This window comes from Propionimicrobium sp. PCR01-08-3, from assembly GCF_030286045.1.
In the GTDB taxonomy this organism is placed as follows: domain Bacteria; phylum Actinomycetota; class Actinomycetes; order Propionibacteriales; family Propionibacteriaceae; genus Brooklawnia.
Genome location: NZ_CP127390.1, coordinates 1,985,207 through 2,007,481, shown reverse-complemented (window position 1 = coordinate 2,007,481; position 22,275 = coordinate 1,985,207). Strand labels below are relative to the sequence as shown.

Annotated in this window: 23 protein-coding genes; 14 read left to right on the top strand and 9 right to left on the bottom strand. The window is 64.9% G+C overall.

The features are described 5' to 3' along the window. Nucleotides 1-12: 12 nt before the first annotated feature. The 7 genes from QQ658_RS09215 to QQ658_RS09185 all read left to right on the top strand — a co-directional run bounded on the left by QQ658_RS09215 (nucleotide 13) and on the right by QQ658_RS09185 (nucleotide 7,188). A complete protein-coding gene (locus QQ658_RS09215) occupies nucleotides 13-1,272 on the top strand; it encodes an AGE family epimerase/isomerase (protein WP_286024567.1) in 1,260 nt (419 codons plus the stop codon). Next, nucleotides 1,269-2,036, top strand: a complete 768-nt coding sequence (locus tag QQ658_RS09210) for a 6-phosphogluconolactonase (protein ID WP_286024566.1) — start codon at nucleotides 1,269-1,271, stop codon at nucleotides 2,034-2,036. The genes QQ658_RS09215 and QQ658_RS09210 overlap by 4 nt, the downstream gene beginning before the upstream one ends. Beyond that, nucleotides 2,033-2,785: a sugar isomerase domain-containing protein gene (locus QQ658_RS09205; RefSeq protein WP_286024565.1), complete on the top strand. Its 753-nt coding sequence runs from the start codon at nucleotides 2,033-2,035 to the stop codon at nucleotides 2,783-2,785. The genes QQ658_RS09210 and QQ658_RS09205 overlap by 4 nt, the downstream gene beginning before the upstream one ends. Next, nucleotides 2,782-3,978, top strand: a complete 1,197-nt coding sequence (locus QQ658_RS09200; RefSeq protein ID WP_286024564.1) for an N-acetylglucosamine-6-phosphate deacetylase — start codon at nucleotides 2,782-2,784, stop codon at nucleotides 3,976-3,978. Before QQ658_RS09205 ends, QQ658_RS09200 begins: the two co-directional genes overlap by 4 nt. Further along, a complete protein-coding gene (locus QQ658_RS09195) occupies nucleotides 3,975-5,258 on the top strand; it encodes an alkaline ceramidase (RefSeq protein WP_286024563.1) in 1,284 nt (427 codons plus the stop codon). Before QQ658_RS09200 ends, QQ658_RS09195 begins: the two co-directional genes overlap by 4 nt. Next, on the top strand, nucleotides 5,140-6,207 hold the full coding sequence (locus QQ658_RS09190) for a LacI family DNA-binding transcriptional regulator (protein WP_353057958.1): 1,068 nt from the start codon (nucleotides 5,140-5,142) through the stop codon (nucleotides 6,205-6,207). The genes QQ658_RS09195 and QQ658_RS09190 overlap by 119 nt, the downstream gene beginning before the upstream one ends. A gap of 201 nt (nucleotides 6,208-6,408) precedes the next feature. Beyond that, nucleotides 6,409-7,188, top strand: a complete 780-nt coding sequence (locus QQ658_RS09185) for an NAD(P)-binding domain-containing protein (RefSeq protein WP_286024561.1) — start codon at nucleotides 6,409-6,411, stop codon at nucleotides 7,186-7,188. 5 nt (nucleotides 7,189-7,193) lie between these two features. On the opposite strand, the gene QQ658_RS09180 is transcribed toward QQ658_RS09185, so the two are convergent. From QQ658_RS09180 to sucB, 3 genes are all read right to left on the bottom strand, one after another. Next, nucleotides 7,194-9,008, bottom strand: a complete 1,815-nt coding sequence (locus tag QQ658_RS09180) for an ABC-F family ATP-binding cassette domain-containing protein (RefSeq protein WP_286024560.1) — start codon at nucleotides 9,006-9,008, stop codon at nucleotides 7,194-7,196. A gap of 3 nt (nucleotides 9,009-9,011) precedes the next feature. Next, nucleotides 9,012-9,779 carry a DUF4191 domain-containing protein gene (locus QQ658_RS09175; RefSeq protein ID WP_286027084.1) on the bottom strand — a complete coding sequence of 256 codons (768 nt, stop codon included), beginning with the start codon at nucleotides 9,777-9,779 and terminating at the stop codon, nucleotides 9,012-9,014. 275 nt (nucleotides 9,780-10,054) lie between these two features. Beyond that, on the bottom strand, nucleotides 10,055-11,815 hold the full coding sequence (gene sucB / locus QQ658_RS09170) for a 2-oxoglutarate dehydrogenase, E2 component, dihydrolipoamide succinyltransferase (protein ID WP_286024559.1): 1,761 nt from the start codon (nucleotides 11,813-11,815) through the stop codon (nucleotides 10,055-10,057). 137 nt (nucleotides 11,816-11,952) lie between these two features. Here sucB and QQ658_RS09165 point away from each other — a divergent pair, with 137 nt between their 5' ends. After that, the gene (locus QQ658_RS09165; RefSeq protein WP_286024558.1) at nucleotides 11,953-12,285 is read left to right on the top strand and encodes a hypothetical protein; all 333 of its coding nucleotides are present in this window, start codon (nucleotides 11,953-11,955) and stop codon (nucleotides 12,283-12,285) included. Here QQ658_RS09165 and QQ658_RS09160 read toward each other — a convergent pair whose 3' ends face one another. Next, entirely contained in the window at nucleotides 12,286-13,815 is a 1,530-nt protein-coding gene (locus QQ658_RS09160; RefSeq protein WP_286024557.1) for a leucyl aminopeptidase, read from the bottom strand. Nucleotides 13,816-13,941: 126 nt separating this feature from the next. Between QQ658_RS09160 and gcvT the strand changes: the two genes are divergently transcribed. Further along, nucleotides 13,942-15,039: a glycine cleavage system aminomethyltransferase GcvT gene (gene gcvT / locus QQ658_RS09155; RefSeq protein ID WP_286024556.1), complete on the top strand. Its 1,098-nt coding sequence runs from the start codon at nucleotides 13,942-13,944 to the stop codon at nucleotides 15,037-15,039. A 10-nt stretch (nucleotides 15,040-15,049) separates the two neighbouring features. Here the strand turns inward: gcvT and QQ658_RS09150 are convergent, their stop codons facing one another. Further along, entirely contained in the window at nucleotides 15,050-15,268 is a 219-nt protein-coding gene (locus QQ658_RS09150; protein ID WP_286024555.1) for a hypothetical protein, read from the bottom strand. Then, a complete protein-coding gene (locus tag QQ658_RS09145; protein ID WP_286024554.1) occupies nucleotides 15,268-15,840 on the bottom strand; it encodes a DUF3043 domain-containing protein in 573 nt (190 codons plus the stop codon). The genes QQ658_RS09150 and QQ658_RS09145 overlap by 1 nt, the downstream gene beginning before the upstream one ends. Before the next feature lie 236 nt (nucleotides 15,841-16,076). On the opposite strand from QQ658_RS09145, the gene QQ658_RS09140 reads away from it, so the two are divergent. From QQ658_RS09140 to QQ658_RS09130, 3 genes are all read left to right on the top strand, one after another. Continuing rightward, nucleotides 16,077-16,793 (top strand): PspA/IM30 family protein, encoded by a 717-nt coding sequence (locus QQ658_RS09140; RefSeq protein ID WP_286024553.1) that lies wholly within the window; start codon nucleotides 16,077-16,079, stop codon nucleotides 16,791-16,793. Then, the gene (pspAA, locus tag QQ658_RS09135; RefSeq protein ID WP_286024552.1) at nucleotides 16,790-17,095 is read left to right on the top strand and encodes a PspA-associated protein PspAA; all 306 of its coding nucleotides are present in this window, start codon (nucleotides 16,790-16,792) and stop codon (nucleotides 17,093-17,095) included. Before QQ658_RS09140 ends, pspAA begins: the two co-directional genes overlap by 4 nt. A gap of 151 nt (nucleotides 17,096-17,246) precedes the next feature. Further along, entirely contained in the window at nucleotides 17,247-17,594 is a 348-nt protein-coding gene (locus QQ658_RS09130) for a HesB/IscA family protein (protein ID WP_286024551.1), read from the top strand. Nucleotides 17,595-17,720: 126 nt separating this feature from the next. Here the strand turns inward: QQ658_RS09130 and QQ658_RS09125 are convergent, their stop codons facing one another. After that, entirely contained in the window at nucleotides 17,721-19,184 is a 1,464-nt protein-coding gene (locus QQ658_RS09125; RefSeq protein ID WP_286024550.1) for a GuaB1 family IMP dehydrogenase-related protein, read from the bottom strand. A gap of 265 nt (nucleotides 19,185-19,449) precedes the next feature. Here QQ658_RS09125 and QQ658_RS09120 point away from each other — a divergent pair, with 265 nt between their 5' ends. Both QQ658_RS09120 and trpD read left to right on the top strand, forming a co-directional pair. Then, nucleotides 19,450-19,932, top strand: coding sequence for a response regulator (locus QQ658_RS09120; RefSeq protein WP_286024549.1), 483 nt, complete (start codon nucleotides 19,450-19,452; stop codon nucleotides 19,930-19,932). 67 nt (nucleotides 19,933-19,999) lie between these two features. Further along, on the top strand, nucleotides 20,000-21,049 hold the full coding sequence (trpD, locus tag QQ658_RS09115) for an anthranilate phosphoribosyltransferase (RefSeq protein WP_286024548.1): 1,050 nt from the start codon (nucleotides 20,000-20,002) through the stop codon (nucleotides 21,047-21,049). Here trpD and QQ658_RS09110 read toward each other — a convergent pair. Both QQ658_RS09110 and QQ658_RS09105 read right to left on the bottom strand, forming a co-directional pair. Continuing rightward, the gene (locus QQ658_RS09110; RefSeq protein WP_286024547.1) at nucleotides 21,036-21,719 is read right to left on the bottom strand and encodes a prepilin peptidase; all 684 of its coding nucleotides are present in this window, start codon (nucleotides 21,717-21,719) and stop codon (nucleotides 21,036-21,038) included. The two genes, trpD and QQ658_RS09110, sit on opposite strands and share 14 nt — an antisense overlap. After that, nucleotides 21,709-22,146 carry a hypothetical protein gene (locus tag QQ658_RS09105; RefSeq protein WP_286024546.1) on the bottom strand — a complete coding sequence of 146 codons (438 nt, stop codon included), beginning with the start codon at nucleotides 22,144-22,146 and terminating at the stop codon, nucleotides 21,709-21,711. The genes QQ658_RS09110 and QQ658_RS09105 overlap by 11 nt, the downstream gene beginning before the upstream one ends. Between the last annotated feature and the right edge of the window lie 129 nt (nucleotides 22,147-22,275).

The window sequence follows — 22,275 nt, the reverse complement described above, 5'->3', positions numbered from 1 at the left end:
AGAATTGTCCCAGTGAAAGTCACTTGGAAACACCACTTGGAGAAAGACATTCTGCCGTGGTGGAACAGGCGGGCGATCGATACCGAACATGGGGGTGTTTTTACCAACTTCGACAACAACGGTGAACTGCTTTCCAGGAACAAGTACACCTGGTCACAGGGCAGGTGGGCATGGCTTGCTGCGGAGCTGTCGGAGGAACTCGCCAAGGGGAACATCGCGGACGCTGATGCGGACGCCGGGCAGTGGGCTGAGCGCGCGAGATACACCGCTCAGTTCCTGCTCGCCCATGCGCTGCTGGGAGATGGCCGCACGGCGTATCTGACCAGCAGGGAGGGAATCCCGATTCCGCAGGGGCCGGAAGGAGAACTCGCCATCAGCGTGTTTGCCGATCTATTCACCGCCCTCGGACTCGGTGCCGCCGCGCGGATTCATCCACAGTACGGACCGAAATGGCTTGATGCCGCCGACACTATCCTGCATCGCGCGGAACGGGATTGGATCGCGCGTACCTGCCTTTCGGAGCCCTATCCCGTACCTAAGGGTTTTCGCGATCTCGCCGGCCCGATGAACCTGCTGCACACCGCAGCCGAGATGCTCCGTGCCAGGCAGGTGTGCCCGATGACTCCGGATTTTTGGACGAGTATTGCGGCTGTCCGTGATCGCTCGCTCGATCTTCTGCTGGGTGATGACGGATTTCTCGGTGAGGATGCCTGGTGGGAGTTCTATCCGGCATCGTCAGAACTCAGCGATACCCTCCTTGGCGGGCACCGCACTCCTGGGCACCTACTCGAAGCACTCTGGATGATCGCGCATGCGCTTGAGCAGGCGGGCGAAACCCCGCCGTGGCAGCGTTTTGCGCGTTTGGGAATGCGTGCGTTCGAGGTGGGTTGGGACGATAATGCTTCCGGGATGTTCCGGTATGTTCACCTCACCGGCGGGCGGCCCCACGGAAGACTCCTTGACGCGCAGGCGTCCACTCCGTACGAGGCACTCCTCACGCAAACCTGGGACACCAAACTGTGGTGGGTGCACTCAGAGGCCGTCTACGCGGCAGCGATGCTCGCTGAACATGTACCCGGGATGGAGCCGTGGTGCGAGCGTGTAAGTGAGTACACATTCTCGGCGTTCCCGGACCAGGTACACGGCGAATGGGCGCAAATCCGGGAGAGGGACGGCACGCCGCTCAATAAAGTGGTGGCATTGCCGGTGAAAGACCCTTTCCACATCATCAGATCTCTTATCTTCCTATCCCGAATTGAGAGGCGTTCATGAACTATCCCATTCACCTTCACGTGAGCACCACGACCACCGAGATGGGAGCCGCCGCCGGAGCGCGTGCCGGCGCGTTGATCCGCGATGCGCTCGCCACCAGAGAACGAGCGCGAGTCATGCTTGCTGCGGCACCCAGCCAGTCAGCAACGCTCACTGCTTTGTCTCGCGAGCCATTCGATGCGCACCGGGTGGACTTCTTCCATATGGACGATTACCTGGGCCTGCCGGCCGATGCGCCACAGGGATTCGGGAACTGGCTGGATGCGAACTTCATCTCATTGCTCGATGGTGCCACCTTTCATCGCATCGACAACGCGGCGGCTCCTGAAGCGGGCGCGCGGGCCTATTCGGAACTGATGGGCGACGAGCCATTCGACGTGGTGCTGTGTGGGCTCGGCGTCAATGGCCACCTGGCCTTCAACGATCCGCCTGCCGATTTCGAAGATCCGCGGGGTGCTCGCGTGGTGGAGCTTACCGATGTTTCCCGCTGGCAGCAGGTCAACGAAGGACACTTCCCGACATTCGACGATGTTCCCTCGCATGCCATCACCGTGACGATTCCGCGCCTGCTGAACTCGGCACACATGGTGTGCTCTGTGCCAGGAGCGGAGAAGGCGGATGCGGTGCGTCAGACGCTTGACCGCGATCCCACTCCCGAGGTGCCCGGCACCGCCTTGAAGACGCACCCCGACGCCCACCTTTATGTGGATCAGACATCGGCGCCAAACAAGCCAACAGAAGAAAGTCCGAAGGCAGAACAATGAATCTAGGGCAGAGCTACTTCGAAAAAGTCTCCGATTTGATGCAGCGCATCTTGGCGGAGGAGGCCGAGACAACCGCGACGGCCGCGGGCATGCTTGCCGATCAAATTGAGGCCGATCGCCTCGTGCATATATATGGTCCGGGCGGCCACTCCAACCTGGCGAGTCAGGAGGTGTTCTTCCGCGCCGGCGGCCTGATGCACGTTTCGGCGATTCTCGATGAAGGCACTTTGATGTCATCGGGGGCCTTGCGTTCTATGGCGATGGAACGCACTCCTGGCTATGGCCGCGTAGTGATCGACGACGCTCAGCTGGGCGCCGACGACCTGCTGATCCTGGTCAATGCCTACGGGATCAATGCTGCGCTCATCGATGCGGCGCTCACCGCCCGCGAGCGGGGTGTCACCATCATCGGCATCTCGTCCCGCAGCCATGCAGATCAGACGGCACACGGCCATCCCGCCCGGCACCCTTCGAAGGCAAATTTGCACGATGTCGTCGATCATCACATCGACACCAAAGTACCGATCGGTGACGCAGTCATCGAGATCGACGGTGCTTTGGAAAAGACGGGTGCTGTTTCGACCTTCGCCAACGCATTCACCCTGAACTGGCTGATGCTGCAAACCGTCGACGAATTGGTGCGCCGTGGCGTGGAGGTTCCGCTATGGCGTTCGGGGAACGCCCCAGGTGGCGACGAGGCGAACGCGCGTTTCCTGGCTCGGTTCCGGGGCAGAGTGAGGTCGCTGTGAGCGCGATAGGTGCAGATACGCAGAGATATCCGGCCACGCTGGAAGGCCGCAACCTCACCGGAGGTGGCGGGCTCCGGCTCCACCTTGATGAGGGACGAATCTCTGGCATAGAGCGCATTTCTTCAGCCGACATGGCTCCCGGCGCGCCGTTTCTGGCGCCCGGTCTCATTGACATCCAAGTGAATGGGTATGGCGGATATGACGTGAATGGCCAGACCGCAACAGTCGAAGGCGTCATTGCCATCACCAAAAGGCTGGCGTCCGAAGGCGTCACCACCTGGGTGCCGACGATCATCACCGCTTCGGAAGAGATGATCTGTCGCTCCCTTGCTCTGGTGAAGCAGGCGAAAGAATCCGACCCCGTGGTGGACGCCGCGGTTCCGTTCGCGCACGTCGAAGGTCCCTTTCTCTCCGATCAGGACGGCCCAAGAGGCGTGCACAGCCTCGAAGAGATCCGGCCGGTGGACGCCGACGAAGTGGCGCGGTGGTGCAAGGCAGGCCCGGTGGGCTATCTGACCCTCTCGCCGCACTGGGACGACTCTGCCCGCGAAATCGCCAAGATCACCGCCATGGGAATCACGGTTTCGCTCGGGCACACGCAGGCATCACCCGAACAGATCCGTGCTGCGGTGGACGCAGGCGCGGCGCTGTCCACCCATCTGGGCAATGGAATCTTTGCTCAGCTGCCACGTCACCCGAATGCCATCTGGGCACAGCTCGCGGACGACCGGCTCACCTGTGGGCTCATTGCCGACGGCCATCATCTTCCGGCCGACACCTTGCGGGTGATGCTGCGGGCACTCGGCCCCGAGCGCGCGATGTTGGTTTCCGACTCGGTAGAACTCGCCGGAGCGCTGCCCGGCCGGTACACGACTGCTGTGGGAGGAGACGTGGAACTGAGCCCGACCGGGCGACTTTCGTACGTGGGCACGTCATTTCTTGCGGGTTCGGCCGTGAATCTTGCGCATTGTCTGAAGTTCACCGTTGGCAGCGCCGGTCTATCTCTGGCCGATGCAGTGTCCCTGGCCACCCGCAATCCGGCGCGGGTGATTTCGCGGTGTCTCGGGCGTACCGGAGCCGCAGCTGGGGCGCCTCGAGGTGCGTTGATTGCGGGTGCCCGCGCCGATGTGGTGGAGCTCTCGGCTGATGCCACGGTGTGCGGTGTGGTACGCGGAGGGCAGAGGTTGGCATGACTGCGGTGCGCGTGGGAGTGGCCTGCCAAGATGTGATGGTGCCTGTAGGGACACCCATGGCGGGATTTGCTGCCCGGCTGGGCCCGAGCACGGGGGTACACGATCTCGTGACGGTGCGGGCGCTGGCCTTCGACGGCGGCGTGGCGCTGGTGAGTGTAGATGTCTGCTCGCTCCACGAGCGCACCTGCGAGAAGATCCGGGCGGTGGCAGGCAACCACGTGATTGTGACGGCTACTCACACGCACTCCGGGCCATGCGTCAGTTTCGAGCGGCTCGGTACACATGCGGAGGGCGTGCATGATGCGATTGTGGCCGCCGCGCTCGCGGCGGTCAGCGAAGCACGTGCGTCCGCTGTGCCCTGCCGGATGCTCTACGGCGAGGCCAGTGGCGGCGGTGTCGCCAAGAATCGGCGACATCCGGACCGTGTGATAGATCCACCTGTGCAGATCCTCGCATTCGCTCCCGAGAAGCCCATCGGACCGGCGGATGAGGCTGCGCACTATCTGGCTCATCTCATTACTTATCCGTGTCATCCCGTGGTGCTCGATGGCCTCAACCGCCAGATCTCTGGTGACTATCCCGCGTTTCTTCGCGCTGGTGTCGAGGAGACCTTCCCGGGCAGCGTGTGCATCTTTGCCACAGGGTGCGCGGGTGATGTCAACACCGGCCATTCGGCTGCCGCCTCATTTACTCCCACCGGAGGAGGCATGCGTACGTTCGCCGAGGCGAAGCGTATTGGTGCTTTGCTGGCACGTGCGGTGGCGGGCGCCACGATGCAGGAACTGCCGACAAGCGCCGTGCAGGTGGATCACGGTTCGGTTGCGCTTCCGCTCCAGATGCTCACCGAAGAGACTGTTCGAACTCAACGAGCAGAGTGGGCCCGGCAACTCGACGAGGCGTCCGATCCAGGGCTCCGGATGCTGCTGGAACTATGGATCGCCTGGGCGGACGCTTGGGAGCCTGGCTACCAGCCTGAATGGCCGGCCCGTATCAGCCTGCTGACGATTGGCGAAGTGAGCATCGTGGCACTTCCCGGCGAGCCATTCTGGGCTACGGCCTGCCGGATCTGTGAGCAGGGCACGGGCCCTACACTCGTGCTTGGGTATGCAGATGGTGTGCCCGGATATATCCCTCCCGCCGACGAATGTCAGTACGGGGGTTATGAAGTGTGCGATGCACACCGGTATTACGCAATGCCGGCACCGTTTGCCGCGGGTGCCGCCGACCGTCTGGAGCAGGCAGTGGAGGTGCTGGATGCAGCAGCGCGCCACCATCATTGAAGTAGCTCATCGGGCGGGTGTGGCGCCATCGACGGTCTCACGTGCGTTTAACAAACCGCGCATGCTGCGGCCCGAGACTGTGCGCCGCATCATGGCGATCGCCGCGGAACTCGGCTACGAGCCCAACGTGAATGCCCGCGCCCTCAGCACCGGGAAATCCGGCATGTTCGGCCTGGTGGTGCCAGACATCACCAACCCGTTCTTTGCCCCGCTCATCCGTGCGGCGCAGCGGGCGGCCGAGAACGAGGACCTGGACATTCTCGTTGTGGAGTCCGACTCGGACCCGGAGCGCGAGCTGCGTCTCGTCCGGCGCCTGATGCCGCGGGTCGCAGGATTCTTGCTTGCGTCCTCACGGCTTTCCGAGCGGAAAGCCCGCGAAATAACCGAGCTAGCGCGTGTCGTGTTCATCAACCGCGACATCGCGGGCACCGCTCGTGTGCTCACCGAATCGTCGGAGAGTCTCAAGCACGGCGTGGCAGTTTTGGCTGACGGAGGTGCGCGCCATATCGCGTATGTGGGCGGGCCCCGCAAATCTTGGTCCGAAACAGAACGCTCCTCGACGGTCATTGAAGCTGCACGGGAATTTGACATCGCCATCACCCATCTGAGGGTCGAGGCGGGAATCTACCGTGATGCACGAGCGCTCACTCCCGAGATCGTGCGGATCGGGGCGGATGCCGTGGTGGCTTTCGATGACATCCTGGCACACGGGGTTCTCGACGGATTGCGCCATCACGGTATTGATGTGCCCGCGCACGTACAACTGCTCGGCTGCGACGATGCGCTTCCCATCGAAACCCATCCGTCCATCTCCACGATCCGGCTCCGTTCCGAAGAAGCTGCAGTGATCGCTATCCGGCTTCTGATCGGGGACGATGGCGACGCTGTATCTTCCGCTCGCATCGGCCTGCAAGGTGTGCTGGAACTCCGGGAGACCACGCGCGGCTGAGCCTGACGAACGGCTGAGCTAATCGGCCAAATCGATACTCGTCACTGCCGTCTTAGAGGTGGGATCTTGGTACCTCGTTGCGCTGGTCATTCGAGCCTTCGTTCGGATGCGGCTACCTTCTTGCGGGCAGCCTGCTCATTGGCTCCAGATATGCGAGGCCGCGCGGCGATGCCGGGGACGACGTTGAGTAGCGTGGGGCACATGGTGGACACCCAGACAATCGGATTCATCGGCACCGGGGAGATTTCGGCGGCCATGGTGACGGGGCTGGCCGGTGCGGCCGGTGGGCCCGAGCGCATCATGGTCTCGCCGCGCAGCGCAGGCGTCTCGGCGCGGCTGGCCCGGGAGTTTCCCGGCACCGTCGCGGTGGCTGAGTCGAATGCCCACGTGGTTGCGTCCTCTGACATCGTCGTGTTGGCGATTCTTCCCCACCAACTGCATGAGGCGCTCGACGGCGTTCGGTTCCGGCCCGAGCAGCTGGTGATCAGCTTGCTGGCAGGCGTCGCAATCGCGGACGTTGCTGCGGTGGTGGGCGCGAGCGTTCCGATCGTGCGAGCCGTACCGATGCCGGCGGTGGCCCGGCGCGACTCCGTCACGGTCATGGCGCCGCCCGAACCACGTGCCAAGGCACTCTTCGACCTGCTGGGCGGGGCCCTCGAACTGCCCGCCGAACCCGATCTGGCCGTCTATTCCGCGCTCACCGGCACTATCAGCGGGTTCTATCGCTATCTCGACATTGTCTGCGAATGGGCGGTCGGACGCGGTGCCACGAAGGATGCAACGGAGCCTTTCGTGCGTGGTCTGTTCGCGGCCCTCGCACCGGCACTCCGGGACCCGAACGTCGACCTCGCGCATCTTGTCAAACACGCCGAGACTCCGGGCGGGCTCAACGAACAACTGCGCCAAGAATTCTTCGACGGCAGCGCACCGGCTTTGTGCCAAGCGCTGGACGGGCTTTATGAGAGGGTCACCCGGCGCTGATCCACTCAGCCGAGTTGTTCGGCCAGCTCAAGCCAGCGTTCTTCGACCTCGGACGATTCTTGCTGCACGGCCTGAAGCTTCTCGTTCAGCTTGGTCAGGCCCTCGTAGTCGCTCGGGTCGTGGGTGGCCATCTTCTCTTGGATTGTGGCGCTCTGCCCGGCCAGCCGTTCGAGCCTTCGTTCGGACGCAGCCAGCTCCTTGCGGGCAGCGTGCTCCTCGGCTCCCGATCTGTGGGGTCCGGTTGATGGGGCAGGGGAGGAGGACTGCCGGCGGCTCGTCGGATCCGCCGGTCGTGTCGCGGAGATCGATGTCTGAGCGGCTTCCTCTTGGAGGCGCAGGTATTCGTCCACGCCGCCGGGTAGGTGGCGAAGCCTGCCGTCGATGATCGCATACTGCTGATCGGTGACCCGCTCGACGAGATAACGGTCGTGCGAAACCACGATCAAGGTGCCCGGCCACGAATCGAGCAGATCCTCCATCGCCGCGAGCATGTCGGTGTCGACATCGTTCGAAGGCTCATCGAGAACCATCACATTAGGTTCGCTCAGCAGCACCAGCAGAAACTGCAGCCGACGTTTCTGACCGCCCGAGAGCTCACCGACCCGGGCCGACAGATGCTGGGACGAGAATCCCAGCCGCTCCAGCAACTGGGCGGGAGTCAACTCTTTGCCGCCCACGACGTAGCTCGCCCGATGGCGGGCCAGCACGTCACGCACCAGGTCATCTGCGATCTCGTCCAGCTCACGGAACTGCTGATCGAGCACCGCCAGCTTTACGGTCTTGCCGCGTTTCACACGCCCGGAGGTCGGCCTGATGTCTCCGGAGATCAGGCCGAGCAGGGTCGACTTGCCCGCACCGTTGGCACCGAGCACCGCACTGCGCTCGCCCGGAGCGATCTGCCAGGTCACATCGTGCAAGACCTCGCGGCCATCGAATCCCGCGGACGCGTCCAGCAGGTCAACGACATCCTTGCCCAGCCTGGCCACCGCCAGCCGGTCGAGTTCGAGCTTGTCGCGAGGCGGAGGTTCATTGGCGATGAGTTCGTTCGCTGCCTCGATACGGAACCGGGGTTTCGACGTGCGAGCCGGCGCCCCGCGGCGCAGCCAGGCCAGCTCCTTGCGCATCAGATTCTGCCGCTTCGCCTCGGTGGCGGCGGCAATCCGGTCGCGCTCCACCCGCTGCAGAACGTACGCTGCGTAGCCGCCCTCGAAGGGCTCGACGATCTGGTCGTGCACCTCCCAGGTGGCGGTGGCGACCTCGTCCAAGAACCAGCGGTCGTGGGTGACCACCAGGAGTCCGCCGGCATTCAGCGCCCAGCGGTTCTTCAGATGGTGGGCCAGCCAGGTGATGCCCTCCATGTCGAGATGGTTGGTCGGCTCATCGAGGGTCAGCACATCCCACTCGCCGGCCAGCAGGGACGCCAGGGCAACCCTGCGGCGCTGGCCGCCGCTCAACGTGCCGACGGCAGCGTCCCAATCGAGATCGGGCACCAGACCCGCCAGCACGTCACGGATCTTCGGGTCACCGGCCCATTCATATTCAGGCCGGTCGCCGACGATGGTGAACCCGACGCTCACCTCGTCGTCCAAGGTGTCGGCCTGGTCGAGCACCCCGATCCGAAGGTCGCCGCGGCGGGTGACCTGACCCGAGTTCGGCTGAATTCGTCCGGAAAGCATGCCCAGCAAAGATGACTTGCCATCACCGTTGCGGCCGACGACGCCGATCCGGTCGCCCTCGTTGAGGCCAAGCGTCACCGAATCGAAGACGACCTTGGTCGGGTATTCAAGATGCAGGGCTTCGGCCCCGAGAAGATGCGCCATCGGCTAGCGGCCGCGCATGGCCTTGCGGGAGCCCTTCATGTTGGTGGGCAACGGGCCCTTCGGCACCGGGATGCGGGACTTCATCGCGTCCAGAGCCTTGATGCGGCTGAGCACCTCGCCGATCTCGACCTTGTCGAGCGAACCGGGCAGCTTCTCCACGTACTTCTGTACCTTCTCCATGGGCACCTGGCCCTCGCCATCGCCCATCATCACGGTGTGCACATCGATGCCGTAGAGCACCTGCTGATGCCGCCGGACCTCGGTATTGAGCAGATGCTTCAGCCGGCCGGCATCGCCATCGCCGAGCAGCACCACGCCGGGAGCTCCGATCACGCGGTGGATGCAGTCCTGCTGACGGGTGACCGCGATGGCGGGCTGAACGGTCCACTTCTTCTTGTTGAGCATGTCGAGCGGCACTTCACCCGCACCGGGAGTGCCCTTGTAGCGCACGTACGTGGCCTTCTTGGTGCGCCAGGTGAGGACATATAGCGCGGCCGAGAAGCCGAGCAGAGCACCCATCACCAGGCCCCAGATCCACTGGTCGACGACCAGGCCGACGACCAACCCGAGCACGGTCACCAGGGCGAAGGCACCGGCCATCCACCACGGAAGCTTGGAGTCGACCTGTTTGGTGATCTTGAAGGACTCGCGAATCTGTTTCCAGGTTCCCCAATCGCGCGGGTTATCCGAATTGCGCTTCTTCTCGCGCAGCGCCTTGGCCTCGGCTTTCTGCTTGGCAGCCAGCTCCTTGGCCTTCTCGCTCTTCGCCATCATGCTCCGTCGTTCGTGAATCAAGTAGTGAGGGGACGCACGGCGTCCGCTGGTCCATGATACCGGGTGGTCGCGGCCATCAATAAACCTGGATCCACCTGACGGCCAAGCCAGGTTGAGTCAGTCAGCTCAAGCTTGCGAACGCAGCCGTCGGCGGTAGTGCGTCCAGGGCAGATCGTCGTCAGCTCCGGGTAACGAGAAAGGCGGACGCCACGGGCTCGCTGCCCGTGGCGTCCGCCTTTGATGCTGCCAGTTACTGACGTGCGGTTTTCAGATCACAGCCCGAACTCGCCGCCGAAGGCGCCTTCTTCCAGGCGGGCCTTGACCGCCGACAGGAAGCGGGCCGCCACCGCACCGTCAATGAGACGGTGATCGTAGGTCAGCGAGATGTACATCATGTCGCGAATCGCGATGGTGTCGTTGCCGAACTGATCGCTCACCACAACCGGACGCTTCACCAGCGCGCCGGTACCCAGAATGCCCGAATTCGGCTGGTTGATCACCGGGGTATCGAACAGGGTGCCTGCCGAACCGTAGTTGGTGATGGTGAAGGTGGCACCCGACAGCTCATCGGGGCCGAGCTGGTTGTCGCGTCCGCGAGAGGCCAGATCGGCGATCTGCTTGGCGATGCCTCCCACGTTCAGATCGCCGGCGTTCTTGATCACCGGGACGATCAGCCCGCGCGGGGTGTCGACCGCAATGCCCAGATTCTCGGCGTCGTGGTAGACCACGTTCTTGCCGTCGATCGAGGCATTGATGTTCGGGAACGCCTTCAGGGCCTCTGTAGTGGCCTTCGAGATGAACGCCAGGTAGGTGAGCCCGGTGCCCTCCCTGCGGCGGAACTCGTCCTTCACCTTCTTGCGTAGTTGGCTGATCGCGGTCAGATCAACCTCGACGGTGGCGGTCAGCTGAGCAGCGGTCTGCAACGACTCGACCATCCGCGACGCGATGACCGTACGCATCCGGCTCATCTTCTCAGTGGTGCCGCGCTTGCCCGACTCATCGGGAACAGGCTTGGCGGACGGCTGGGCGGCTGCAGGAGCAGCGGCGGCCGCTGCAGGTGCAGGGGCCTCGGCGGCCTTCTTCGCTGCCTCGGCGGCATCCAGCACGTCCTGCTTGCGGATGCGTCCGCCGACACCGGTGCCGGTGATCGAGTTCAGATCGACGCCGTTGTCGGCGGCCATCTTGCGGACCAGCGGTGTGACGTACGGGCCGTCTTCGCCGGTGGCACGAGGTGCGACCGGCGTGGGCTCGGCTGCTCGTGCCGGAGCGGCAGGAGCCTGCGCGGCGGGTGCCGCGGAAGCGGCCGGAGCTGCGCCGACGGGCTCAGGAGTCGGGGCAACCGAGGCGGCGGGAGCAGCGGATGCCGGTGCTCCCTTGTCAGGCTCGGGCGCCGCAGCTGCTGCGTCGGGCGAACCGACCACGCCCAGCACGGAACCGACCTCGGCGACCTCATCCTCCTTCACCTTGATCTCGAGCAGCACGCCTGCGGCGGGAGAGGGAATCTCGGTGTCGACCTTGTCGGTGCTCACCTCGAGCAGCGGCTCATCGGCGTCGACCTCTTCGCCGACCTCCTTCAACCAACGCGACACGGTTCCTTCGGTGACCGACTCGCCGAGAGCCGGCAGCAGGACCTCGGTGGCGTCCGATGAACCCCCGGCAGGTGCAGGAGCGGAAGGCTCTGCGGGCGCGGCAGGTGCGGGCTCGGTGGGAGTGGGTGCCTCCTCGGCCTGCTCGACCGTCCCCGCCGGTGCGGTCGGTGTGGCCTGCTCGGGGGCGGGAGCACTGCCTTGCTCCGACGGCTCGCCGACGATGCCCAACACGGCACCGACCGGGGCGACATCGTCCTCGTTGAACTTGATCTCCAGCAGCGTGCCCGAAGCGGGGGAGGGGATCTCGGTGTCAACCTTGTCTGTGCTGACTTCCAGCAACGGTTCGTCGGCGTCGACGTGCTCGCCAACTTCCTTGAGCCAACGTGACACGGTTCCTTCTGTGACGCTCTCTCCCAGTGCGGGCAAGGTGACTTCAGTCGACATGGGTAAGGCTCTCCTTCGAAATGCCGGTGGTACCGATTAGTAGCCTATCCCGAATGACCCTTCCGCGCGGTTTCCGTGCACGCTCGGTGCCAGGTTTGTTCGCCCCCAGCTGAGGCGCGCAGGTAATAATTGGAGGCGTGAACGCGATCGGACGGTTCTTCTCCCGGGGGCGCCGCCGTGCGTCCAACGCGAAGGACGATCGCGCGGTCGATGAGGCCACTCGCGAGGTGTTGGCGGCCTTCATCGCCGGGCATCGCGGGGTCGAGGGATGGGTTGAACTGCCGACTCAGTTCAACAAGCCGTCACTGCTGCTGATCGCCTATGACGGCGAGTGGACCAGGCGTAGCGTGCCGTCGGCCTCATGGGCTTTCGATTTTTGCAGCAAGCAGGACATTCCCGGCTATCAGGCCGGTGTGGTTCCTTATCCGCAACGCAAACGCGATTGGGACGCCCGGCACCGCGCTCAATAGTCAGCCAGCCATCGACTTCGCGAGCTCGATCAGTGTCCGTACTCCCATCCCGGTGGCGTGAGCGGGCACATAATCGTGGGCGTCGCTCGCATTCCAGGCCGGACCCGCGATATCGAGGTGCGCCCAGCTGGTGCCCTCTGCCACGAAGTGCTGCAGGAACGCCCCGGCGAACAACGCACCCCCATTCCGGTCGGCTTTCGAACGCAGATCGGCGACCGGCGAGGGCAAGAGCTTGCGCACGTGTTCGGTGATGGGCAACTGCCAGAACTCCTCGCCGGCGGCCTCCGCAGCGTCCAGCAGCCGGTCCGCGGTGGCGTCGTCGCTGGTCATCAGGCCTGCGATCTGGGGTCCCAGCGCCACCACGCAGGCGCCCGTCAGCGTTGCGATATCCACCACCATGTCGGCATCGTCCTGGTTGGTGCGGGCCAGCGCGTCGGCGAGCACGATGCGTCCCTCGCAGTCCGAGTTCGTGTTCTCGACGGTGGTGCCGTCGAAGGTGGTGATGACATCGCCCGGACGATAGGCGCTGCCGGAGATCATCGACTCGGCCAGCGGAGCATACGCCGTCACATGGACGCCCAGCCCGAGCTCTGCGATCGCCCGGGTGGCGGCGATCACATCGGCGGCGCCCGCCATGTCGTGCTTCATCGTCAGCAGGCTGTCGGCCGGTTTGAGGTTAAAACCACCCGAATCGTAGGTGATGCCCTTGCCGACCAGCACCAGGTGCCGCTTGGTCCCGCGCGGACGGTAGTCGAGCCGGAGCAGCCTGGGTGGTCTGGCCGAGCCCCCGCCGACCGCCAAGATGCCGCCGAATCCTTGTTTGTCGAGGGCTTTCTCGTCGAGAATCTCCAACTCGACCTTGGAGTCCTTCAGATAACCGCGGGCCTGCTCGGCCAGATCACTCGGGCCGAGCAGATTGGGCGGCAGATTCGTCCAGTCGCGGGCCACCGCCACCGCCTGCGCGGTGATGCGTGCGGCGGCGAGAGCCCGAGCCGACGACCTGTTCGAGCCGAGAATGCCGATGGTCTCGACCGGTGCGGATTCGGCAACCCGGCTGAGCTTGCGGAACCTGCTGGCAGCCAACAGCGCGCCCTCGGCGACCGCCTGTACCTGCCCGTCGGCGCCGGCGTCCAAACTGATCACGATGCGCCGCGGCTCGGCAGAACCGGCCTGCATCACCTGGCGAACTCCCAGCCCAGCCGCCCGGCGCAAGTCTTCGGGACGCAGATCGAGATCGTCGCCCATGCCCACCGCGACCAGCTGCAACGCCGGAAGGTGAAGCTCGGTGACCTCGCCGACCTCCCCGGTGGCGCCCCGGGCACTCAACAGCGCGAGCAGGCCGCCGCCCGCCTTGGCGGCCTTGCTCTCGAGCTCGGAAGTCGTGCCGATCAAGGTGGGGTGCCGGTTCGATTCGACGACTCCGATCACCGCGGCGTCGGCCTTGCCGATGCCGCGCACCGATTCGATGCCCGGAAGTGCGACACGCTCCGGATCGAAGCGGGACGAATCGAACAAAGGCTGGGTCGCCATCGATATAAACCTCCGTGTGCGCTCAAGACTGTGACAACAGGCTATCCCGACCGCGGCACCGCCCCTTTGCGTCCAGCCCGATCGTGGTGCAGTAGCGTGGCGGCCAAGCAGTCGACAGGAGTAATCATGCCTACCCAAGCCTTGCAACACTCTCCGCTGTACGAATGGCACGTGGCGGCCGGAGCCAAGATGGCTCCCTTCGGTGGCTGGGAGATGCCTGTTGAATATGCCGGGGCCGGCGTGCTGGCCGAGCATGCGGCAGTGCGCGAAAAGGTCGGACTGTTCGACGTCTCACACCTGGGAAAGCTGCACGTCACCGGCCCGGGAGCGGTCGACTACCTCAACTCGCGACTGGCCAACGATCTGCGGAAGGTCGGGCCGGGTAAGGCACAATACACCCTGCTGTGCGATCAGGATGGGGGAGCGATCGATGATCTGATCGCCTACCTGCACGATGACGACGACGTCTTGTTGATTCCTAACGCGGCGAATGCCAGCACGGTCGCGCAGGTATTGGCCGATGGTGCCCCCGGCGGGCTGTCCATCGACGATCTGCACACCGAGCGTGCGGTGATCGTGGTGTCGGGGCCTCGGTCGGACGAGCTTCTCTCATCGCTGGGACTACCCACCAGGCTCAGCTACATGGCGTTTCAACCGTTCGGCGAGAAGGCCACTATTTGCCGTACCGGTTACACCGGGGAACGCGGATGCGAGCTGGTGGTCGAGAGTTCGCAGGCCGAACGCTGGTGGACGAGACTGCTCGACGCCGGCGATTCGCTCGGCGTGCAGGCCTGTGGCCTGGGTGCCAGGGATACCTTGCGCACCGAGATGGGCTATGCTCTGCACGGCCACGAACTCTCCCTGGATATCGATCCGGTGACCGCCGGGCTGAGCTGGGCGATCGGTTGGTCGAAACCTGCTTTCGATGGACGCGACGCCTTGCTCGCCATTCGCGAGCAAGGGCCGGCTCGCAAGTCCTGGGGGATTAAGGCCACCGGACGCGGGATCCCGCGTCCCGGAATGGACGTGCTGGACGACGACAGCGGCGAGGTGGTGGGGGTGGTCACGTCGGGCACCTTCTCGCCCACCTTGCACACCGGCGTGGGCCTGGCGTTGGTGGACACCGGACTCGGCGCTCCCGGCCGGGTCGGGGTGCAGATCAGGCGCCGGGCGGAGGAATTCGAGTTGGTGAAGCCGCCGTTCGTGAAGCCGCGGCTGCGCTGACCGGGCTGCCTCAGGCCTCGTCGAGTCGCATCGGGCCGTAGACCTTTTCGTCCTCATCGAACAGCGTCACCGAGGCGACACCCAAGTCGGCCAGTTCGGCGAAATTGTCGGTAAGCCACTGTTCGGCGTCCAGCTGATCGTCGAACCTGGTCTCGATCCCCGCGCCGGCGAGATCGTCGGCGGTCGCCTTCGAGCCGGGCGCAAGCTCGGCATCCCATCGCAGGCTCATCAGTACTCAGCTCCTCGATCGATCGCAGTGCCGGGACGGCGGAATCTTCTCGGCGTGATGGTGCGCGAGACCATGTACATCACCAGGCCCTTGCGGTAGGCACCGGGCAGCCGCTGATCCAGTAGCCTGCGGAACTTCTGCCACAAGAAGGTGGCTTCGAGAAGGATCAGCACGATGACCGCCCACATGGCATAGGTGGCCCAGGTGACGAGCTGGGGGAAGAACGAGCCGGCGATGAAGATCGCGAAGCTGAGTAGCAAGATCGGCCAGACGAATTCGCCGAAGGTCCATCTCGCATCGATGAAGTTGCGCAGCAGTACGCGCTCGGGCCGCTTCTCGGCCTGTTCGTATGCCCTGTCTTCACGTTCCCGCTTGAGTTCGCGCTCGCGTACCTTGCGTTCCTTCTTGGTCAAAGTCGGACGCACGCGTTCGCGGCGGGCCAGTTCGGCTTCTCGCCGGGTGGGAGTCGGTGCGGTCTTACGGCCGGTCTGCTTGATCTCTTGCTCATCGGCAACCGACGTGTCGGAAGTGTCGGCGGCATCAGTGCGCTGGTAAGGGCGGAAGAGTCCCACGGGTGTCCTTCTCAAAAGTAGTTGCTGGCCCACATACTAGTTGGCGGCCGGCCAGATGCCACCGGCCGGGTTGCCTTTGCCGCGACGAGGCCGGGCCTGCTGCGGGCGCCCGGCAGGTGTCAACCGCGACCCACGGAGCAAAATCCGGCGTCGGGCGTGCAGCGTGCCGGGGTGATAGTGGGTGCGGATGGCCTCTAAACTGTGCCCATCTGAATACTGGAAGGATTCTGTGGCTCATGCCAGGCTTTATTGAGCGCATAGCGCGCGCACTCGGATCGCAACATGACGATCCGCAGCGCACCAGCGAGACCCGCAATGAGCTGGACGACGCCTACGCGCGCCAAACAGAGCTTCTCCAGCAGGTGCGCAAGGGCGCGGCCAGCGTGGCGTCCAGTCGTCGTCAGCTCGCCGAGCAGCAACGCGAAACGGCGGCCGAGATTGATTCGCTCACCTTGTCGGCGCATCGTCTTGTCGACCAGGGGCAATCCCCGCTCGCAAGAGAAGCGCTGGTGCGCAAACAGACGCTGATTCATCTGCTGGCCGGGCTGGATACCAAGCATGCCCAGCTGCAGCGCGAAGAAGAGAACCTGATCTGGACGGCGACGAGATTGCAGGCGAAGGTTGATTCGATCCGCGCGAAGCAACACACCGAATGGGCACAATATTCGGCGCGCGAGGCCTCCCAGAAAGTGGCCGAAGCGTTGCGCGGCATCGACGTGAGTGAGACCGACGCCGTCGTCCGCCGCGCCGATGCGCTGCTGCAATCCACGCCGGACGGCCAGGCCATCTCGGACGATGAGCTGAACCAGGCCGCTGCCGCCGAGTTCGAGGCCATCCAGGATGAGTTCGCGGATCGTGCTCCGGCGGCCCCCGGGGAGGGCAGCTATCAGCAGCCGGGCGGATACCCGGCAGGAGGCCCATCCGACAGCTATTCGCCGGTGGACAAGCAATGATCGTACGGATTCTGGGGTCTGGGCAGTGGGAGGTGCCGGCCCAAGTCGTGCCCCGGCTGAATGTCATCGACGATCTCGTGATGACCGCGGTTCATGATCGCGATGCCGACTACCTGGCCGAGTTGTTGCAGGAGATGGCCGATCTCATCAAACAAACCGGAACCCCGGTGCCGTCGGGGCCGGTGGTGTTGTCCGATCAGATCATCCCGAGCCCCTCGACTCCGATCGGCGAGGTCGCCGACTGGCTGCAGGAAAGCCGCGCAGAGGACGGGCTCATTCCGGGTCAGGCCCGCAGGCGCTGAACGAAAGGCCAGAATGAACGTTCTGGCCCGATGTTGAAAGTGAACGTAGACTGAACCCGGATCTGCTGGTGATGCGAATGCACCGGATCCGCTTGACTTGGCCCCAGGCGTTCGCCTGGGGGACCCGGCAGTGAATTGAGGAGCACGAGAGATGACCGATACCACCGTGAGCGCTACTGGCGTCACTCTCAGCGAGACAGCTGCGGCGAAGGCCGCGTCGTTGCTCGCCGTCGAGGGCCGCGATGATCTGGCGCTGCGCATCGCAGTCCAGCCCGGCGGCTGCTCCGGCCTGCGATACCAGCTGATGTTCGACGACCGTTCCCTCGAGGGCGACCTGGTTGATCCCTACGAAGGCATCAATCTGGTCGTCGACAGGATGAGCGCCCCCTACCTTTCGGGTGCCACCATCGATTTCGTCGACACCATCGAGGCGCAGGGCTTCACCATCGACAACCCGAACGCCACCAGCAGCTGCGCTTGTGGAGACTCCTTCCACTGATCTTGCAGCCGACGTTCGTCGGATGCTGATACGACACGTCCCCGGCATTGCGTCCGGGGACGTGTCGTTGTCATTTCATGGTTCGGGCGCCATCGCGTGCGCGCGCAGCTCGGCCGCGCGGCTCGATCATGACCAGCTGGTCGACAGCGGGCGTCCCTCGTCATAGCCGGAGGCTGATTGGACGCCGATCACGGCGCGTTCGGCAAATTCCGGCAGAGTACGCGCGCCCGCATAGGTGCATGAGGAGCGCACGCCCGATGTGATCCAGTCGACGAGGTCCTCGACACCCGGACGCAGCGGATCGAGGTACATCTTCGAACCGCTGATGCCCTCTTCGAACAAGGACGCCTTGGCCCGATCGAAGTTCGACTTGCTGCGGGTGCGGTTGCGCACCGCCCGGGCGCTGGCCATGCCGAAGCTCTCCTTGTAGGCGCGGCCGTCGGGATCGTGCATCATGTCACCGGTCGACTCATAGGTGCCGGCAAACCAGCTGCCGATCATCACGTTGCCTGCCCCGGCCGCCAGAGCGAGCGCAACATCACGGGGGTAACGCACTCCGCCATCGGCCCAGATGGCACCGCCGTGGACCTCCGCGGCCTGCGCACACTCCAACACCGCGCTGAACTGCGGGCGTCCGACCCCGGTTTGCATGCGGGTGGTGCACATGGCGCCCGGCCCGACACCCACCTTCACCACGTCGGCTCCGGCCTCCAGCAGGTCGGTGGTGCCTTCGGGAGTCACCACGTTGCCGGCCACCATCGGTGCCCGGCGTCCGGCCTCGGCAGCGAACGCGTCGCGAACCGGGGCAACATTCGCCAATGCGTCGATCATGCGCTGTTGATGGCCGTGAGCGGTGTCGAGCACCAGCACGTCGGCGCCGGCCTTGAGCAGGGCCTCGGCGCGTCCGGCCGAATCGCCGCTGATGCCGATGGCCACGGCGACCTTCAACCGCCCCTGCGGATCGAGGGCCGGACGGTAGATGGCCGAGCGCAACGCGCCCTTCTGGCTCATCACACCCACCAGGCGGCCGGTGTCGTCCATCGCCACCGCCAGACGCTGGCGGGTCGATTCCAGTGTGTCGAAAACCTCTTGCGGGCTGGCGTCCGGGCGCACCTGGGCGAAGCCATTGGTCATCACCTCATGCACCTGGGCATAGCGGTCGACACCGGCCGTGTCTGCCTGGGTCACCAGGCCGAGCGGCGCTTTGTCGGCGTCGATGACCACGATGGCGCCGTGAGCGCGCTTGGGCATCAGATTGAGCGCCTCGCCCACGGTGGTCGTAGCGGTGACGGTGATCGGTGTCTCGAAGACGGTCGGTGCGGCCTTGATACGAGCGATCGAACTGGCCAGCACATCGACCGGGATGTCCTGCGGAAGAACCGCGAGCCCGCCGCGGCGGGCGATCGTCTCGGCCATCCTGCGGCCCGAGATCGCAGTCATGTTTGCCACCACCAGGGGGAGCGGCAGATCGAGGCCGTCGGCGGAGGTGAGATCGACGTCGAGCCGGGAGGTCACCGAGCTGCGATTGGGTGCCATGAAGACATCGTGGTAAGTGAGGTCGTAAGCAGGCCTGCTGTTCAGAAAACGCACGTACCCATTGTTCAGGCCATTCCCAAACGATTGGCCGCCGTCTCACCAGCTCGCCCGGCCACGGCGATGGCCGGCCCCGGTGAGGCAACTATGATCTGGTCGGCGCGACGCGATAGCATCACCATGACCGGGATTTGACGAATTCAGGTTTGGGCTCGACGGATGTGGGTCATATCCGATGGATTCGGGTGGGCCCTGATCCGGGTAAAGGTAGATAGTGCCGTGGCCTGTGCCAGGGCGGCGGCCGGCGAGATGAGGAAGATCCATGGGTGCCAGTGCTTCAACGCCCACCACGTCCGACGACGTGCTGAAGGTGATCATCTATTCGGACGATCGGCTGGTGCGCGAACAGATGAGGCTTGCCCTCGGCCGTAAGATCGCCGCTGATCTGCCCGAGGTCGAGATCTCCGAGTTCGCAACCCCGGCAGCGATGTTCAAGCGGCTGGACGCCGAGAAGTTCGATATCGCGCTGCTCGACGCCGAGGCGAGGCCCGGCGGCATGGGTGTCTCACACCAGATGCGCGACGAGATTCCGGACTGCCCACCGGTGCTTCTGCTGATCGCGCGGGCGGCCGATGCATGGATGGCCACCTGGTCGCGCGCCGAGGGGGTGTCGCCCTACCCGGTTGACCCGATCCGGCTGCCGACCGATGTCGCCGATGTGGTGCGCAACCATCGCAGCGGACGAACCGATGCGCTGTCGTCCTCGCTGGTGGAGCCGGGTGTGGCAAGCCGCCACGGCGCCTGATTCAAGATAGGCCCGTGTTCGGCGGACGAGCGCGAGCCCGGGCGGGCAGCGGGACTAACCTACAGGCATGACTTTCTCGTGGCCCGATGTGCTGACCGGTCTTGTCCATGGCGAGGATATGGATGCCGGGACGACCCGATGGGCGATGAACGAGATTCTGTCGGGAAACACCGGCACGGCGCAGATGGCGGCGTTCATGACAGTTCTGCGCGCGAAGGGTGAGACCGTCGCCGAGATCGATGCTCTCGCTGCCGGCATGCTCGACAAGGCCACACCGATCGAGTTACCCACCGACGCCGTCGACGTGGTCGGTTCGGGTGGCGACCGCGCCAACACAGTCAACATCTCGACGATGGCGGCCATCGTCGCGGCCGCGGCAGGCGCCAAGGTGATCAAGCACGGAAACCGGGCGGCGAGTTCGATGAGCGGCACCGCCGACTGCTTGGAGGCTCTCGGGGTGGCCTTGAATGTGCCGCCGGCCCGGCAGCGCGAGGTCCTCGACGCCTGCGGCATAGTCTTCCTTTTCGCTCCGCTGTATCACGCCTCGCTTCGGCACACGGCGCCGGTGCGTAAGGAACTCGGCATTCAGACCACCTTCAACTTTCTCGGTCCGCTCGCCAATCCGGCGCGCCCGGCAGCGCAAGCCATCGGCGTCGCGAATTCGGAGCTGGCCGACCTGGTCGCCGGTGTGCTGGCAGCGCGCGGCAACCGGGGCATGGTCTTCCATGGCGAGGACGGTCTGGACGAATTGACGACGACCACCTCGTCCGATATCTGGTTGATTCGTGAGGGGCAGGTCGTGCGCAGCGAATTCGATCCCGGCGAGCTGAACATTGCTCCGGCCCGGCCGGCTGATCTGGTCGGTGGAGATCCCGAACACAACGCCCAGGTCGTCCGCGATGTCTTCGCCGGGGAGACGGGACCGGTTCGCGACATCGTCCTGGTGAACGCGGCCGCCGCGCTGCTGGCCTTCGACGGACCGGATCTGAGCGTACCGGTGGCCGGCCAGCTTCTGGCCAAGGCCGACCAGGCCGCTGAGGCGATCGATACCGGCAAGGCATCGGCGCTTGTGGACCGCTGGGTCGAGGCCACTCAACGCGCCGTCAGCCAAGGCTGATCCAGGCCCACGCGAGCCAGGGCCCGAGCCATAGCCCCGGACCGTAAGGAAACGTTCTGCCCAGCACGGAGGGATGGCGGCGCCGCCACCAGGTGGTGCCCAGCCCCCAGCAGGCGGACGCGATCGCTCCGGCCAGCAGCGCCGCGAACCAGCCCTGCACCGATCCCGCTGCCGCCAGAGCGCCGGTCATGGCGGCGAGCCTTACATCACCGAAACCCAGCGCCCGGCTCCGCCACCACAGCACAAAAAACAGTCCGCCGGCCAGCCCGGCGCCGACCAGCGCCCTGATGATAAGGCCGGGCCACCAGCCGGGATCGATCGCCATGCCGAGGCCGAACCCCGCCAGCAACGCGATGAAGGTGACGCGACTGGCCCGAATGGGTAGCCAGGTCGTCCGGGCGTCGACATAGACCAAGACCAGGCCGGCGCTCGCCCACACCACCCAGGCCGGACGCAAGGCCAGCGGCAACGACGGGATCGGAATGCACAACAATGCCGATGCCACCAGCAGCCCGACGGCGCCGGAGGATCTCGCCAGCTGGGCGTAGCGCGGTTTGGTACAGGCATCGGGTTCGTCATCGGCGGGCTCGGGATGATGGGCCACCACCACCAGCTGCAGGCCGCACACCAGTGCAGCGGCCACCGCCCAAACCAGCCACTCACCCGGCATGACGGTGCTCCGCGCGGCGCCCCTGCTCGACCCGATCCGGGTCGAGTACCAGGTCCGGATCGATTCCCCACGCCTCACACGCTGCTTCGGTGCGCAGCTGCTGAAGTTTTGTGCAATAGACATCTTCGGCGGCGAGAAGATGACGCAGATCGCACCGGGCGATCCCACTGAACTCGGCCAGCTGCGCGATGGTGCAACCCTTCACTGCCAAAGACCACAACAAAACACGCATCTGATGGGGGTCGGCGGCCACGCGGCGAAGATAGTCGAAGCGATGCCGGTCGAGCCGCAGCAGGCGCGCGGCCTCGTCCGCCCGGATGGCCAAAGATGCGGTCCGGGAAGGTTCTTGCAGCAGTCCGAGAACCGTGGACGCGGGCACCTGCGCCGCCCTGGAAATGACCCGCCAGGGCAGCCCGGTGTCGCTCATCAACTGGCAAACCCAGGCGCGAAAAGGCCCGGCCGGAATCTGCCTGGCAGCACGATCCGGCAGGCCTGGACGCGACAGGCCCGGACGCTCTCGCGGCAGAGGAACCCGAACGCTTATGGCCGGTGATGA

Coding starts and splice junctions, on each gene's coding strand:
- QQ658_RS09210 (WP_286024566.1), top strand. CDS start 1,269: ATGAACTATCCCATTCACCTTCACGTGAGCACCACGACCACCGAGATG.
- QQ658_RS09205 (WP_286024565.1), top strand. CDS start 2,033: ATGAATCTAGGGCAGAGCTACTTCGAAAAAGTCTCCGATTTGATGCAG.
- QQ658_RS09195 (WP_286024563.1), top strand. CDS start 3,975: ATGACTGCGGTGCGCGTGGGAGTGGCCTGCCAAGATGTGATGGTGCCT.
- QQ658_RS09190 (WP_353057958.1), top strand. CDS start 5,140: ATGAAGTGTGCGATGCACACCGGTATTACGCAATGCCGGCACCGTTTG.
- QQ658_RS09185 (WP_286024561.1), top strand. CDS start 6,409: ATGGTGGACACCCAGACAATCGGATTCATCGGCACCGGGGAGATTTCG.
- QQ658_RS09180 (WP_286024560.1), bottom strand. CDS start 9,008: ATGGCGCATCTTCTCGGGGCCGAAGCCCTGCATCTTGAATACCCGACC.
- QQ658_RS09175 (WP_286027084.1), bottom strand. CDS start 9,779: ATGGCGAAGAGCGAGAAGGCCAAGGAGCTGGCTGCCAAGCAGAAAGCC.
- sucB (WP_286024559.1), bottom strand. CDS start 11,815: ATGTCGACTGAAGTCACCTTGCCCGCACTGGGAGAGAGCGTCACAGAA.
- QQ658_RS09160 (WP_286024557.1), bottom strand. CDS start 13,815: ATGGCGACCCAGCCTTTGTTCGATTCGTCCCGCTTCGATCCGGAGCGT.
- gcvT (WP_286024556.1), top strand. CDS start 13,942: ATGCCTACCCAAGCCTTGCAACACTCTCCGCTGTACGAATGGCACGTG.
- QQ658_RS09150 (WP_286024555.1), bottom strand. CDS start 15,268: ATGAGCCTGCGATGGGATGCCGAGCTTGCGCCCGGCTCGAAGGCGACC.
- QQ658_RS09140 (WP_286024553.1), top strand. CDS start 16,077: ATGCCAGGCTTTATTGAGCGCATAGCGCGCGCACTCGGATCGCAACAT.
- pspAA (WP_286024552.1), top strand. CDS start 16,790: ATGATCGTACGGATTCTGGGGTCTGGGCAGTGGGAGGTGCCGGCCCAA.
- QQ658_RS09130 (WP_286024551.1), top strand. CDS start 17,247: ATGACCGATACCACCGTGAGCGCTACTGGCGTCACTCTCAGCGAGACA.
- QQ658_RS09120 (WP_286024549.1), top strand. CDS start 19,450: ATGGGTGCCAGTGCTTCAACGCCCACCACGTCCGACGACGTGCTGAAG.
- trpD (WP_286024548.1), top strand. CDS start 20,000: ATGACTTTCTCGTGGCCCGATGTGCTGACCGGTCTTGTCCATGGCGAG.
- QQ658_RS09110 (WP_286024547.1), bottom strand. CDS start 21,719: ATGCCGGGTGAGTGGCTGGTTTGGGCGGTGGCCGCTGCACTGGTGTGC.
- QQ658_RS09105 (WP_286024546.1), bottom strand. CDS start 22,146: ATGAGCGACACCGGGCTGCCCTGGCGGGTCATTTCCAGGGCGGCGCAG.